The organism is Bradyrhizobium sp. 139, from assembly GCF_023074175.1.
GTDB lineage: Bacteria > Pseudomonadota > Alphaproteobacteria > Rhizobiales > Xanthobacteraceae > Bradyrhizobium.
Window position 1 is genome coordinate 106,810 of the sequence record NZ_JADPKS010000084.1, and the last position, 14,256, is coordinate 121,065.

General features: G+C 60.0%; 10 protein-coding genes and 1 pseudogene. 5 read left to right on the top strand and 6 right to left on the bottom strand.

Features of this window, described 5'->3' with window-relative positions; all coding sequences use genetic code 11:
• The first annotated feature begins 141 nt into the window (after nt 1-141).
• From IVA80_RS20475 to IVA80_RS20490, 4 genes are all read left to right on the top strand, one after another.
• Complete coding sequence (locus tag IVA80_RS20475) at nt 142-1,383, top strand: efflux RND transporter periplasmic adaptor subunit (protein WP_247434284.1); 1,242 nt, start codon at nt 142-144, stop codon at nt 1,381-1,383.
• On the top strand, nt 1,380-4,553 hold the full coding sequence (locus IVA80_RS20480; RefSeq protein ID WP_247434287.1) for a multidrug efflux RND transporter permease subunit: 3,174 nt from the start codon (nt 1,380-1,382) through the stop codon (nt 4,551-4,553). Before IVA80_RS20475 ends, IVA80_RS20480 begins: the two co-directional genes overlap by 4 nt.
• A gap of 296 nt (nt 4,554-4,849) precedes the next feature.
• Nucleotides 4,850-5,251 carry a hypothetical protein gene (locus IVA80_RS20485; protein WP_009859394.1) on the top strand — a complete coding sequence of 134 codons (402 nt, stop codon included), beginning with the start codon at nt 4,850-4,852 and terminating at the stop codon, nt 5,249-5,251.
• A 235-nt stretch (nt 5,252-5,486) separates the two neighbouring features.
• Entirely contained in the window at nt 5,487-6,509 is a 1,023-nt protein-coding gene (locus IVA80_RS20490) for a hypothetical protein (RefSeq protein ID WP_247434290.1), read from the top strand.
• 244 nt (nt 6,510-6,753) lie between these two features.
• On the opposite strand, the gene IVA80_RS20495 is transcribed toward IVA80_RS20490, so the two are convergent.
• The 5 genes from IVA80_RS20495 to IVA80_RS20520 all read right to left on the bottom strand — a co-directional run bounded on the left by IVA80_RS20495 (nt 6,754) and on the right by IVA80_RS20520 (nt 11,806).
• A complete protein-coding gene (locus tag IVA80_RS20495) occupies nt 6,754-8,916 on the bottom strand; it encodes a xanthine dehydrogenase family protein molybdopterin-binding subunit (protein WP_247434293.1) in 2,163 nt (720 codons plus the stop codon).
• Nucleotides 8,917-8,964: 48 nt separating this feature from the next.
• Nucleotides 8,965-9,420: a (2Fe-2S)-binding protein gene (locus tag IVA80_RS20500; RefSeq protein ID WP_028141233.1), complete on the bottom strand. Its 456-nt coding sequence runs from the start codon at nt 9,418-9,420 to the stop codon at nt 8,965-8,967.
• 658 nt (nt 9,421-10,078) lie between these two features.
• Nucleotides 10,079-10,534, bottom strand: coding sequence for a DUF3788 domain-containing protein (locus IVA80_RS20505; protein WP_247434296.1), 456 nt, complete (start codon nt 10,532-10,534; stop codon nt 10,079-10,081).
• 460 nt (nt 10,535-10,994) lie between these two features.
• Complete coding sequence (locus tag IVA80_RS20510) at nt 10,995-11,264, bottom strand: hypothetical protein (protein WP_247434399.1); 270 nt, start codon at nt 11,262-11,264, stop codon at nt 10,995-10,997.
• 305 nt (nt 11,265-11,569) lie between these two features.
• Nucleotides 11,570-11,806, bottom strand: coding sequence for a hypothetical protein (locus IVA80_RS20520; protein ID WP_247434402.1), 237 nt, complete (start codon nt 11,804-11,806; stop codon nt 11,570-11,572).
• Between the two features lie 884 nt (nt 11,807-12,690).
• Between IVA80_RS20520 and IVA80_RS20525 the strand changes: the two genes are divergently transcribed.
• Nucleotides 12,691-13,746, top strand: a complete 1,056-nt coding sequence (locus tag IVA80_RS20525; RefSeq protein WP_247434299.1) for a class I SAM-dependent methyltransferase — start codon at nt 12,691-12,693, stop codon at nt 13,744-13,746.
• A gap of 30 nt (nt 13,747-13,776) precedes the next feature.
• On the opposite strand, the pseudogene IVA80_RS20530 reads toward IVA80_RS20525, so the two are convergent.
• Nucleotides 13,777-14,225, bottom strand: a pseudogene (locus IVA80_RS20530) (hypothetical protein); the annotation flags it as partial.
• Between the last annotated feature and the right edge of the window lie 31 nt (nt 14,226-14,256).

Below are 14,256 nucleotides of genomic sequence, written 5' to 3' on the forward strand. Positions count from 1 at the left end.
CAGTCGCCGACGTTGCAAGGTCACTCTCCAAAGTATCGTCGAGGGATATTTACGGTTTCGCGGTCGGCACGCGGACCAACATGGGAATCTTTGAGAGAGGGTCGACATGCTAAGCAACGATGTATTCGAAATCCTCGTTCCATGGGCACGCTAACACTGCGACCTCCGTCCTTAGCGGAGGCGGAACCTCCCGCGTGTAGTTCGTTTCGTCGCCTTCGGTGCAGCGGCGCGCCGATCGTTCTGCTGCTTGCGTTGGCGCTCGTTGGCTGCCAAGACAAGGCGCAATCGCAGGCGGCCGCGCCTCCGCCACCCTCGGTGACAGTCGCGCAACCGGTGAAACGAACAGTCACCGACTGGGATGAGTTCACCGGCCGGTTCGAGGCGATCGAGGAGGTTCAGGTCCGCGCTCGCGTCGGCGGCTTCATCAACAGGGTCGCGTTCACGGATGGTGCGATCGTTCATGCAGGCGATCTGCTTTACATCATCGATCCACGCCCGTTTGAGGCGGTCGCGTTGCAGGCCCAGGGGCAACTCGACGACGCGCGGGCCAAGGAAGAGCTTGCGAAGCGTGAACTCGACCGTGGCCTGACCCTGGTTCAAACTAGCGCGGTCTCGCAGCAGGTCGTCGACCAGCGCCGTCAGGCCTTGCAGGCGGCTCATGCGGCTGAGACGCAGGCCGAGGGTACATTGAAGGCCGCCCAGCTCAACGTCGAATTCACCCATGTGCTGGCGCCGATCACCGGCCGCGTCAGCCGTCATCTAGTGACCCCGGGCAATCTGGTGCAGGGCAGCGAAAGCGGCGCGACCCTGCTGACCTCGATCGTGTCGCTCGATCCGATCTACATCTATTTCGATGTCGACGAGCCGACCTATCAACGCAACAGCAAGCTGTGGTTTCAAGGCAGGCGGCCGAGTTCGCGCGACACCGCGAACCCGGTGCAGGTGTCGTTGACCGGCGAAACGAAGCCCTCACATGAGGGCAAGATGGACTTCCTGGACAACCGGCTCGACGTCTCCACCGCGACGCTGCGCAGCCGCGCCATCATCCCCAACAAAGATCTCTCGATCCTACCCGGCCAGTTCGGCCGCGTTCGCCTGATCGGCAGCGCGCCCTATGAGGCGCTGCTGATTCCGGACGTCGCGGTCGCAACCGACCAGTCCCGCAAGATCGTGTTCGTGGTCAAGGACGACAATAGGGTGGAGGCAAGGCCGGTGGTGCTCGGGCCTCTAGATGACGGCCTGCGGGTGATTCGCGAGGGCCTGAACCCAGAGGACCACGTCATCATCGACGGCATTCAGCGCGCCCGCGTCGGCGCCAAGGTGACGCCAAACATGTCGCAAACGCTGGGGGGTGACAAGACTCCGCCAGGTGCCAAGCCATGAATCTCGGAAGACTTTCCATCAACCAGCCTATCCTCGCGATGGTGCTGTCGATCGTGCTTCTGATCGTCGGAACGATCGCCTATCAGACGCTGCCGGTGTCGGAATATCCGCAAGCAGTGCCACCGACCGTCACTGTGACCACGCAATATCCTGGCGCCTCGGCGCAGACCGTTTCCGACACCGTTGCTGCTCCAATCGAGCAGGAGATCAACGGGGTCGAGGACATGCTCTATCTCTACAGCCAGGCGACCTCTAATGGTCAGCTCACGATTACCGTCACCTTCAAGCTCGGCACCGATCTCGACAAGGCCCAGGTGCTGGTGCAGAACCGGGTCGCAATCGCGCAGCCCCGTTTGCCCGAGGAAGTCCAGCGCAACGGCGTCGTCACCCGCAAGAACTCGCCCGACATCCTGATGGTCGTGTTCATGCTGTCCCCCGACGAGAGTTTCGACCAGCTCTACATCTCCAATTACACGCTGCTGCAGGTCCGCGACCAGCTGTTGCGGCTCGACGGCGTCGGTGACATTCAGATGTTCGGTGCGCGCGACTACTCGATGCGGCTGTGGCTCGACTCGGAGAGGATCGCCAATCTCGGCCTGACCTCAACCGAAGTAATGGCGGCGATTCGGGCGCAGAACCTGCAGATCGCTGGCGGCCAGATCGCGGAGCCGCCGATCGCCGATCGCGCGTTCCAGCCGAATCTCGTCTTCACCGGCCGCCTCAAGGACATCAGGCAGTTCGAGGACATCGTGGTGAAGGCCGGCTCGGACGGCCGCACGGTGCGGCTGCGCGACATTGCCCGCGTCGAACTCGGTGCGCTCTCCTATGCCACCAGCAGCCGCATCCTGCGCAAGCCGGCGGTTGCAATGGTAGTGACCCAACGGCCTGGATCGAACGCGCTTGCCACAGCGAAGGCAATCTCTACGACTATGGCAAAGCTGAAGGAGAGGTTCCCGAAGGGGCTCGACTACAATATTGGCTACAACCCCACCGAATTCATCGCCCAGTCGGTCCACGAGCTGATCAAGACGGTCTACGAGGCGATGGCGCTCGTCGTCATCGTGGTGCTGGTATTCCTGCAGGGCTGGCGACCTGCGATCATCCCGATCATCGCGATCCCGGTGTCGCTGGTAGGTACCTTCGCGGTAATGGCCGCGCTCGGATTCTCAATCAACAATCTGACGCTGTTCGGGCTTGTACTCGCCGTTGGCATCGTGGTCGATGACGCGATCGTGGTGGTCGAGAATGTCGAGCGACATCTCCGGAATGGTATGAGCCGGCGCGAGGCGGCGCTTAAGACCATGGGGGAGGTCGGCGGCGCACTGGTTTCGATCGCACTGGTGCTCTGCGCGGTGTTCGTGCCGACAGCTTTCCTCGGTGGCATCTCCGGGCAGTTCTTCCAGCAGTTCGCTGTCACCATCGCGGTCGCAACCGCGATCTCCTGCTTCTGCTCCCTGACGCTCTCACCCGCGCTAGCCTCGCAGATCCTGGTCCCGCATGAGGAGAAGCGGTCGGCTGCGCGTTGGAACCTAATCGCGCGCGGCTGGTCGGCCTTCACTGGTGTCTTCAACCGTGTGTTCGATTGGCTGTCGAATGGCTATGCGGCTGTGGCATTCCTGGGGATCCGGCATTCCGCGCCGATGCTGTTGCTCTATGTCGCGTTGATCGGCAGCGCCGGCTGGCTGCTCGCGACCACCTCGCAGGGCTTTATCCCTGCGCAGGATCGCGGTTACCTCATCATCTCGGTGCAGTTGCCGGGCGCCGCGTCGCTTGCGCGAACCGCTGCGATCGTGCGCGAGATCGAGCGGATTGCACTGGATACGCCGGGTGTCGTCCGGGTCGCGGCATTCAGCGGCTTTTCCGGCGCAACTCGCACGCAGGCCGGCAACGCCGCGGCGTTGTTCCCGGTGTTCGACGAGCCGGAGGCACGGCAGAAGAAGGGGTTGACGGCGATTGCAATCACGGCCGATCTGCGCAAGCGGCTGTCGACGCTCCAGGGCGCTTTCATCATCGTCATTCCACCGCCCGCGGTGCCGGGCATTGGCACCGGCGGCGGCTTCGCTATCCGCATCCAGGATCGACAAGGGCGCGGTCCCGAACTGCTCGCGGCTGCGACCAACGAACTCGTCAGAGCCGCGCAGAAGTCGCCAAAGCTGACCTCCGTGTTCTCGCCTTATTCGGCGAACACACCGCAGCTGTTCGTCGATGTCGATCGCGTAAAGGCGCAGAAGCTCGGCGTGCCCATCGCCAGCATCACCGACACGATTGAAACGTACTTTGGCTCGACCTATGTCAACGACTTTAACCTGTTCGGGCGGACCTACCACGTCACGGCGCAGGCCGACCTGCCGTTCCGGAAGGAGACCAGCGATCTTGCGCGGCTGCGCACCCGCAACGCTGTCGGCGACATGGTGATGCTCGGTAGCATCGTGGACTTCAAGGACATTTCCGGGCCCGACCGTGTCGCGCGGTACAATCTATACTCAGCGTCCGAGGTACAAGGTGAGCCTGCGCCAGGTGTGAGCTCGACGACCGCGCTCGACACCATCCAGAAGGTCGCCGACGAAACGTTGCCGAGCGGTTTTTCCCTCGAATGGACCGATCTATCCTATCAACAAGTGACGGGCGGCAATGCCGGTCTCTATGTGTTCCCGATCTGCGTGCTGTTCGTCTATCTCGTGCTCGCCGCACAATATGGCAGCTGGACGTTGCCGTTTGCGGTGATCCTGATCGTGCCGATGTGCCTGTTTGCCGCGACGATCGGTGTGCGTATCCTGGGCCAGGACGTCAACATCCTGACACAGATCGGCTTTGTGGTGCTGGTGGGCCTGGCCGCCAAGAACGCGATCCTGATCGTCGAGTTCGCGCGTGATATCGAGCTCGAGGGCAGGTCGCGGCTGGAGGCGGTGATCGAGGCCTGCCGGCTCCGCCTGCGGCCGATCCTGATGACCTCGTTCGCCTTCATCCTAGGCGTGCTGCCGCTCGTGGTGTCAACCGGTTCCGGCTCGGAGATGCGCCAGGCGGTCGGGGTTGCGGTCTTTTTCGGCATGCTAGGTGTTACGCTGTTCGGCCTGATCTTCACACCCATCTTCTATGTGGTGGTCCGCAACCTCGCGGAAGGAAAGAACGAAGGCAAGCCGACTCAGATGACCGCGGCTGGGGCAGGGTGACAGGCAGTGGCGCCAATCCGCGACGACGCTGCAACTTTTCAGCGCATGCGAGGAGCGGATGCGTTCACTTCTGCCGACTAACCCGCTTCTATTGCACCAGGCGAGTGGAATGAAAACGATAACGACCCGGCATTTCTAATGGTTGGCGTGCTGGCTTACCGTTCCTCAGCTGAGCTGTCCCGTGACTGTTTTAGCGAGCGCTCGCCAGCTTAGGACCGCCGAGTCGTCCGCTTGGGTCGATGCACTCTCCGCGTCGCAAGGACCCACTGTAGCAACGAAACACGTAGGAGACACCGATGTCATTCCGCTTCATCACCAAGTCTATCCACGCCTACCTCATCGATTATCCCGTCGCGATCGTCTTAATTGCAATGCCGTTCGTGCTGAACCTCGGCCAGAGCGGACCGCTCGCAATGTGGCTTTCGGCTGTCGTCGGTGTGGCCGCGCTGCTCTTGGCCGGCCTGACCGACCATCCCACCGGGTTCGTCCGCATCATTCCCTACTGGCTGCACCTTTGGGTGGATCGCGCAGTCGGGGTGGTGTTTGTCATCGCACCCTTTGCCTGCAAATTCGATGGGATCGACGCCTGGTATTATTGGATCCTCGCTGCCGCTGTCCTGTTCACGACGTCGGTCTTGAACGCACCTGAGGATCCGGTCACGGTCCGTTCGAGATTGGGCAGGCGTACAGCGGCGTGAAGGCGGCGGCTCCGTGGTTGAGAGTCGAAATGTTGACGGTGTTGGTCTGCGGCAGTCCGTCACGAACCCGCGCGGAGCGTGGTATTCACAGCCGCCCTAGCGATTCTCCCGAGAGCGATACGCTTGGAACCTGGGCTGGGATCATTCTTCATAACGCCGATGGTGGGGGGCTTGCACTTTGCAAGCCTTCGGGCGGTTCGGCCGCATCGCGCGCTTGATATTCAGGAGACTCAAGATGGCGTTTGCTCAGCCGCCGGACCGAAGCGCCGCGTTCGGGCCACGCCTTGACTATTTGGCGCTGACTCCCGCAGCGGCTGCCGTTTGCTACCCTTTTCTACTCCGGGCCTTTCATGCCGTCGTCGTCACGCAGGCCGCAACGCCCTCGCCATTCGCAATTGCCGGCGCGACCTTGATTCTGGCCATGGCGTTCGTCGTGCCGTTCCTCGCGTTCGCGCTCGCTTGCCGGCCCGACGCCGATCCCGTGACGCGGCGGCTCGCCTATGCCGGCGCGGCGACCCCAACGCTCTTCGTCTTTCTTGGCGTCGTTCAGGTCCTGATTCATAGCCCATTCCCTGACGAACTCGTGTGGTGCGCGCTTTGGCTTACGATCGCGATTTGGCCACAGACCGCCGGCAATCGCGCCGCGGCAACGGGGCCAACCGTGGGGCGCTGGCGCATTGTCCACGGAATAACGGCGGGGGTCTTGTGCCTATACGTCGCTTTCCATCTAGCCAATCATCTGTTTGGCTTGATCGGCCCCGACGCACATGCGGCCGTCATGAAGATCGGCCGCGTTGTCTACCGCTCTGGCGTGGGTGAACCGCTGTTGGTCGTGGCGATGCTTTTTCAGATTGGCACCGGGCTGTTTCTGGCATGGCATTGGAGTGCCGCCCCGCAGGGCTTCCATCGGACATTTCAGGTCGCCTCGGGGGCCTACCTCTCGGTGTATATCCTTGGGCACATGAACTCGGTTTTCATCTACGCAAGAAGGTTTCTCGGCATACCCACAGATTGGAATTTCGCGATCGGCGCCCCGAGCGGGCTGATTCACGACGCATGGAACATCCGCCTTTTGCCTCACTACGCGCTGGGCGTGTTTTTTGTCCTAAGTCACCTTGTGTCGGGATTACGGATGGTACTGATCGCGCATGGCGTCGATCGGTTCGCTGCAAATCGTCTTTGGGGCGCGGGCATCGCAATAAGCGCCTTGATCTCGGCAGCGATCATCGCGGGTATGTGCGGCATTCGAATCAGCTAGGCGACAGCGGCAGGTTAAGGAGCCGAAATATTACCCTGAATGGACCGTTCCGTACTTCCGTTGCTGGCCTACTAGGAAGCCGACGCGACAGCTTGAACCGGATCGAATTTGCAGCCCGACGGGCTCCTTCTGAGAGGTGATTTTCTCCGAGCGGAGAAGGCGGCCACTCTCATGGTCGTTACGCGCAAGAGCCTTAACCGTCACCCGTCCACGCTGCGACGCGCGCGGGATGATGGGGCAAGGACTAAGACGACGATTTCAGCACATTTGTATCAACCGGCAGGCTGCGCAGACGCTTGCCGGTCGCGGCGAAGATCGCATTGGTCACCGCAGCACTGACAATGGCTGTCGGAGCTTCACCGACACCACCTGGAGCTTCCGCGTTTTTAACCAAGTGCGTGTCCACGACCGGCACCTCGTCGATACGCATTGGCAAATAACTGTCGAAGTTGCTCTGCTCGACCCGACCATCCTTGAACGTGATTGACCCATGGAGAGCGGCGGTCAGACCGAAAAGCGTTCCACCTTGAATCTGTGCTTCGATCGTGTCTGGATTGACGTACATGCCGCAGTCAATCGCACAGACGATCCGCTTGACTTTGACAGAGCCATTCGCGGCCACTTCGACTTCGGCGACCTGCGACGTATAACTTCCGTATGCGAATTGCACCGAAATCCCGCGGCCATGCCGCGCGGGGAGGGGTGCTCCCCATCCCGCTTTTTCCGCGGCAAGCGACAGAACAGCAAGTGCTCGCGGATTGTGGCCAAGCAATCCCTTGCGATAAGCGACCGGATCCTGCTTCGCGGCATGCGCAAGTTCATCTATGAAGCTTTCGACCACAAAAACGTTGTGAGTTGGTCCGACTCCGCGCCACCAAGACGTCCGGACACCTGTTGGCTCGACCCGGACAAAGTCGACGTGGACATTTGGCAGCGCATAGGGCGGCTCGGCGGCGGCTTCTATCGCATCGGGATCCAATCCGTCCTTGAAGTACGGAGGATAGTAGCGAGCCATGACTGAGGATCCGGCGATTCGATGCATCCAGGCAACCGGCTTGCCGGCGGCATCAAGTCCAGCCGACAACCGATCGAGATAATACGGCCGATACATATCGTGCTGGATGTCTTCCTCGCGGCTCCAGATCACCTTAACCGGCCCGTCGACGTGCTTGGCGATCTTGACGGCGAGGATCGTCCCATCGGCCTCCAGCCTTCGGCCGAACCCACCGCCAATCAGATGATTGTGAATTTTGATCGCATCCATCGGCAGGCGGGTGAGCTCGGCCACCTGAGCCTGGGTGATCGTAGGCGCCTGTGTACCGACCCAAATATCGCAACGATCCTTCTGCAGATGAACAGTACAGTTCATCGGCTCCATCGCCGCATGCGCCAGGAAAGGCACCTGATAGATGGCGTCAACCCGTTGTGCTGCCTCCGCAATTGCCTTCCCTACATCACCCACCTTACGGGCAACCGCGCCCGGGTTTTTGGATTCCTCCTCCAATTGCTTCACGATATCGGCGCTGCTGACCTTGCCGTTCGGCCCGTCGTCCCAGGCGACGGAGGCGGCCTCGAGCCCCTTCTTCGCCGCACCCATGTGATCCGCCAGCACGGCAACGGCTTCATCTATATTGACCACCTGCCGGACGCCCTTTACCGCCAGCGCGGCCTTCTCATCCAATGCTTTCGCCTTGCCGCCGAGCACAGGCGCAATAGCAACCGCCGCAACCCTCATACCCGGCAGTCGCGCATCGATACCGTAGAGCGCGCGCCCATCGACTTTTATTGCTGAATCCAGACGCTTGGCACGCGTGCCGATCAAGGTGAACTCATTCGGATCCTTCAATTTCACTTTTGCTGCAGGCGGCACAGTCAATTTCGCCGCGGCGTTCGCAAGTTCGCCGTAGCTCAATTCCTTCGAGCCTGGTGCATCGAACACCACGCCCTCCTTAGCGCGGCAAGTTGCCGGATCGACATTCCAGCGCTTTGCCGCTGCCGCGATCAGCAGACTACGGCCCACTGCCCCTGCCTGACGAAGCGGTGTCCAGAAGGCACGGACAGACGCGGAACCACCGGTATTTTGAATGCCTATGATCGAGTTGACGTAAAGAGCATCATTCGGCGGCGCATGCTGAACCTGAATCTGGTCAAGCTTCACTTCCAGTTCCTCAGCGAGAAGCATCGAGAGCGACGTGTAAACCCCCTGTCCCATTTCGATCATCGGAATAATCAGGGTGACGACGCCGGTTGGATTAATCCGTATAAATCCGTTCGGCGCGAAAGTGCCCATAACCTCGTTTTCCGTTACCTGCGAAGCACGCGCTGCGAACACGGGCTCTGTGCGTGCACCGGTCATAGCAAAACCGAGCAGCAAACCTGTCCCCTGAAAAAACGTGCGCCGGGACATGGCGCTTTCACCCTCGGTGTGGTTCGTTCGAATTCGGCTAACCATGCTTCACACTCCCGCTGCTAGCTGTATCGCGGCGCGGATGCGCTGGTAGGTACCGCAACGGCAGACATTTCCCGACATCGCCGAGTCGATATCCGCATCGCTAGGTTTAGGAGTCTCTTTTAGCAATGCCGCCGCCGACATGATCTGCCCGGATTGGCAGTAGCCGCACTGCACTACTTCCAGATCCAGCCAGGCCTTCTGCAAGGCGGCGCCTTGCGGCGTGCGCCCAACCGCCTCGATGGTGGTAACCGCGCTGTCGCCGATACTATCGACCGACGTCTGACAGGAGCGGGCCGGTCGGCCGTCGATATGCACCGTGCAGGCGCCACACAATGCTTGGCCGCAACCAAACTTGGTCCCGGTCATGCCGAGCACATCGCGCAGCACCCATAGCAAGGGGATGTCGCCGTCGACATCGATCTCATGGGGTGAGCCGTTGATCTTTAATGTGAAAGCCATGAATGCCTCTTGATCCGCCTAGGGGGTCAGCCATGAGTCAATCAACCGCACTCATGAAATCCGCGAAAGCTCACACATTGATCGCAACAAGGGACGACGCTTTCCAATAGCCGGCATGTATAGTTTTCATACCAGCGGGGAATGCCGCCAACCGGATAGCTAAGAAGACGATTAACGCAGCCAGTGTTCGCTTCGGTGTCGCCGCGCGCCTAGACCTCTTGCCGGATGACAGCCTGAGGGAGAACGAGCGCTTCTCGCGTTCGCTCAGCGTGATGTCGTTTGGAGTCAGCATCTACTTGGTCGGCCAACCTACGGAAGGCCTGATGCTAAAGGGCTGCGGATGTGATCGGGGAACAATGACTAGCCCCGCCGCCGGCGCCGCATGCGTCGCTCTGGTCGAGTAGAACCTACATCTTGTTCATAGAATCCGCGCGTTAGCGCTGACAGCACTGGTCATATAGGGCAGATCGTAACCACACTCCTGGCCGAGCATATTGACGGTAGTTGGTGTGCCGGAGCAACTCTTCACACGATAACGCATCGTGCAACGACGTCGCGAGGTTCGTCGGCCGAATGGTCAATATCCGAAACTTGCTAGCGAGTTTCTTTACACCTATCCAGCGTCTTTCCCTCGTTAGACTTAACACTTCCGCGACATTCAAGCGCCCGAGCGTGGAGGGCGCTTCATAGTCAAAAGCTCCGTCACATCATGCCGATCATCTGCGGATGAAATGGCAATTGTGAGGAATTTACCATCCGGGTATGTCTTGGCTTTATCGTAAAGCTTGATCAACTGCGAGCGCCAGGCATTACGGCGCTCCTCAAACCTATCTCGTTCTGCTCCCCCCAAGACCACCACGGCGGAAAACCGCCTGTATTCCGGCAGCAAGGTACAAAATGCCCTTGTTTTCTTGTAGCGTAGGGACCAGCCGCGCTTCTTGCCGCCATAGAGCCATTCCGGCGCGAAGACCCCGGGGTACATTTTCTCAATCCAATTCTGCAGAGAGGCCCAATGCTTGAACGTGCCCGGTCCGATCCAGTCCCGAACGGTGCCATCATCGGGCGATGCTGATTTGTCAGTAATCCTGTCGCCGATTTGGGGGGACTTTTCCATGCCGGTGTCCTTCAATTTTCACGACCGATTCGAAGCTTGGCGGCCGACCTTGACCTTGTACGAAGGGATGTGTGGGCCTTCTTCCCAGATTTCGCAACTTCTGTCGCGGACCTCTCCACCATTGGGGCTAGGCGAGTTGCCTGTCAAAGCTGATATCGGGCGCGTGGACTTGCGGACACGGAAAACGGACGTCCGGTCCGTTCTTCGGGGACAGGACTGTACTGACATTTGGGGCTAGTCCGTTGCCGTGACGATCTTTCGCGGCAGAACATGAATAAGCATCGACCACGCTAAAGATTCTGCGCGCTTCCGGGCCATCACGGTCAACACCAGCCCGCACGATTAGTGTGTGCGCACATCGCGGGCCGCAGCCTTTCGAGGGCGAGCGTTGGGTTCCGATATCGGGCGCCATCGCTGCGCACTGGGTTGCACACCGGTCTTTGGGTTGAAGTCGCAATCCTTAGCTAGCGCGCGCCTGCGTTCCTCGATGGCGCGCCCGGAGCACCTCGTAAAGCGATTCGTGGGACGGCTCGTCCTGCGCGTGTTCGTACCAGAGCAGCCGAGCTTGCAAGGACCTCGCGATGTAAGGCAGTTCATAGTTCGTGATCGCATGGGCTTGCTCGAGCCCACGCGCCAGCGGTCGCGGAACGATAGCCGCCAATTCGGCGCCGACCAGCACTGCCGGCACTGCAAACGCCGTAGCGAGATCGCGTAAGATGAAGCCGGCCAACGCCCTCTTGTTCTCCGCCGAAGGGAGCACGACCAGCGGCAGGGGTCGCGAGCTTTCTTTGTCGAGCCGGCCGAGCTTGCATCCTTTGCCAACGATCAGGACATCCTCATACTCAAACAGCAACGCGGTGCGGAAGCGGCTCGGGGTCCAAGGTTTTCATCGAGACGGCGAGGAAGGCGCCTACATGATTCATGCCGGTACCTGTGGTGCGGTGATGCACGATGTGAAGGCGGTCGAAGCCGCAGACACGCTTGATGGACCGGCCGTTGCTGCCAAAATGCGCGAGTTGCCGGTGAACGATCGTTTCACGCGGGCCAGCGGCGGGCTAGTATTTGGGGCCCGGGCGGCATCGAGCAGCCGCGCCACTCCTCCACGCTCAGCATCACCGGCAGCCTGCGCGGCTCTTGGATGATGTGGGTGTGTTCGACGATATCGTGACGCCGTAAGGTGATATTGAAGAAGAACCGTAAGGTCGAGATACTCTGGTCGATGATCGGGACGCCGACAGCGCTCGATCCCAGATGGAGCTGATAGCGGCGCACCTCTTCGCAGGTGGCCGGATCCGAAGACCATCTGAGGAACGCTGCGATTGTCTGACCAGTTGAAGGTGGTCATGTTGGGTGTTTGGCGCGCACTTGCGCATCGTCATCTCATCGATCATGCGCACGCCGACGCAGCGGGCTCACTGCCTCGTTGGTCATGGGCGGCTCCTCTCTAGGGTGAAGGTTACGAATCCCTTCTCAAGAGAACAGGCTTCGCTGCGCTATGCTCTTAGCCGCCCCGCCGGCTCTCATGCTCTACCACTCGAGCGGTTTACTTTGATGCATTGCGGAACTGGTCGGCTTTAAGGGCGAACGCAATGAACCTTCGTATCGTTCCATGGCGACTTTGGATGCCCGACGATTTCCTAGGTCTAATTGAATCGCTGATCGCGACTATCTAGGCTGCATGCGTTAAAGGGTGCGGCGCTCAAAGCAACTCGCTCCCGCCTTCCGGTGGAATACGCCCCCTCCCGCGGAAGGTCTAAGGGCGGTGAAGTCCCCCCAACTTCACCGCCCGCTTTTCAACTCGATCGAAAGTACCAGAAGGAAGGCACAATGCCCCACCGCTCTCCGAGCCTTAGATCTGGCAGAGCCGCGCGATGCGCAGTTTGTGACGGCAAGTTTGGTCTCGTCCGGCACTACTCGTGGCGAACCCCCCTTTGCTCCAAGAAATGCGTTGATCGGTTCAGAACTCGGAGTGATCGCAATTGGGTGGCCTGGCTCCAAATCGCTCTCGACCAGCTGCCGGAGAATGGCGCCAGGGGCGGCTCACGGTCAGAGTGACGCGAATGACCCAACCCGGAAATTTGCCTCTGAGATGATGCGGCACTGCTGTGATTTCCAGCCCGTTCGTAGAATTTCTGCAGCTATCACAGGAGCACACCTTGAATATCGCTTTAGTGTCTCAGTTGGTAGCGGGCGTCATCGTCGCGTCCTTTGTGGCATATAACTTGTTTCATTACCTACTGTTCCTTTTGGTGACCCGACCGAAGGACGCGAGTAAAATCGGCCACCAGCTAAATGAGTTCGAGCAGCGCCAACTGATCGAGTGGACACCAAGGCCGAACGATTTTCTGAAACATGACGACGAGACGCGCACATACGATGACGTGTTCGGCAGGTATCGCGACGAACAATCAAACTACAGCACGTGTGTGTTCCCCCGTTTGGCATTTTCGCACCCTTACGAGGCCGAGTATGCGCTTTTGAAGCCGAGAGACGGGATGCGCTTCCTGGATCTCGGATGCGGCTCCGGCGCGGCAGCGGAATACCTCGCCAGACGGAGCAATATCGAAGTTGTGTGCGTGACCAATTCCTCTGTCCAGGCGGAGATCTGCCGGCGCAAATTTGCGAGGCTTGGGGGGCGTGGACAGGTGATAGTCATCGACTTCGACAGCCTCGATCTCCCGAATGAACACTTTGACGCCATCTATGCGCTGGAATCGATTGGCTACACCAAAGATCTGGACGCGTGGCTAGCTAGGTGCTGGCGGATGCTCAAGCCGGGAGGACGGTTGCTGATCCATTCGCCGGGGTCGCTGGATCATTGTCGCCGTACCGAAGATTACCTGAGTGTCACCGCCTTCTTCGAGAATTGGCGTTACAATTTTGTCGGCGCCAATCTTCTCGTCTACAAGATGCGCCGACTTGGCTTCGGTCCAATCCACTATCGGCGCCTACCATTCTTGGCGTGGGGATTAACCTGGAACTTCATTCAACACATGCTGTTGTGGAAGTACCGGCTGAAGATGCGCACATTCGTGGAACTGGAGCGAATCATTTGGCGCACGTCGAAGGTATTTGTGTTCGGTAACCCGTACAACACGGTGCTGGCCACCAAACCCAGGCACCCTCTTGCTCCCACACTCATATGTTCGGAAGGAGTGGCTGGGGTTTCCGACACTGACCACGAGCTCCGCGCATCAATACCCGCTTCATGATAATCGCTGTCTCAGAGGGCCGCGCCTCGCCGGTCCGACGATGGTCACCAGCGTTCCTCCGGCTCGAATACGCCTGCGGACCGCATCTGGATGTCGCCGCCGATGACATCCAACACCGGATCGGACGTCCTCCATGCCGTCGTTCTCGAGGTCAACGAACTCCTTCGCGCCGAAGTCGAATGCTCTCTGACAGTCGGCGGCGGTCCGGTACCGACGACACAGGCGAACTGACTGCGCCTGCCGCGCCGTAGCAGTGAGCGGTGACCACTCCGGCCAGCGCGTGCCCAGGGATGGACGGTGGTCGGCCACAATCGCGGCGATCGGTCCGGGTCAAGGGCGCATGACAGCTCAATCGGAACGAATCCCGACGCATGAACCTGAATGACGACGTCGTTTATTGCCGACTACAGCTCGGGCTCCTCCACCAGCTTCTTCCCGGCCGTTCCCGCAGCCCGGTCCGTCACAACGATCGCCTCAATGATAATGCATCTCGCATCGGTGGGCGCGTGT

Bases quoted from the DNA above. Each gene is read 5' to 3' on its own strand.
- IVA80_RS20475 (WP_247434284.1), top strand. From the start codon at position 142: ATGGGCACGCTAACACTGCGACCTCCGTCCTTAGCGGAGGCGGAACCT.
- IVA80_RS20480 (WP_247434287.1), top strand. From the start codon at position 1,380: ATGAATCTCGGAAGACTTTCCATCAACCAGCCTATCCTCGCGATGGTG.
- IVA80_RS20485 (WP_009859394.1), top strand. From the start codon at position 4,850: ATGTCATTCCGCTTCATCACCAAGTCTATCCACGCCTACCTCATCGAT.
- IVA80_RS20490 (WP_247434290.1), top strand. From the start codon at position 5,487: ATGGCGTTTGCTCAGCCGCCGGACCGAAGCGCCGCGTTCGGGCCACGC.
- IVA80_RS20495 (WP_247434293.1), bottom strand. From the start codon at position 8,916: ATGTCCCGGCGCACGTTTTTTCAGGGGACAGGTTTGCTGCTCGGTTTT.
- IVA80_RS20500 (WP_028141233.1), bottom strand. From the start codon at position 9,420: ATGGCTTTCACATTAAAGATCAACGGCTCACCCCATGAGATCGATGTC.
- IVA80_RS20505 (WP_247434296.1), bottom strand. From the start codon at position 10,534: ATGGAAAAGTCCCCCCAAATCGGCGACAGGATTACTGACAAATCAGCA.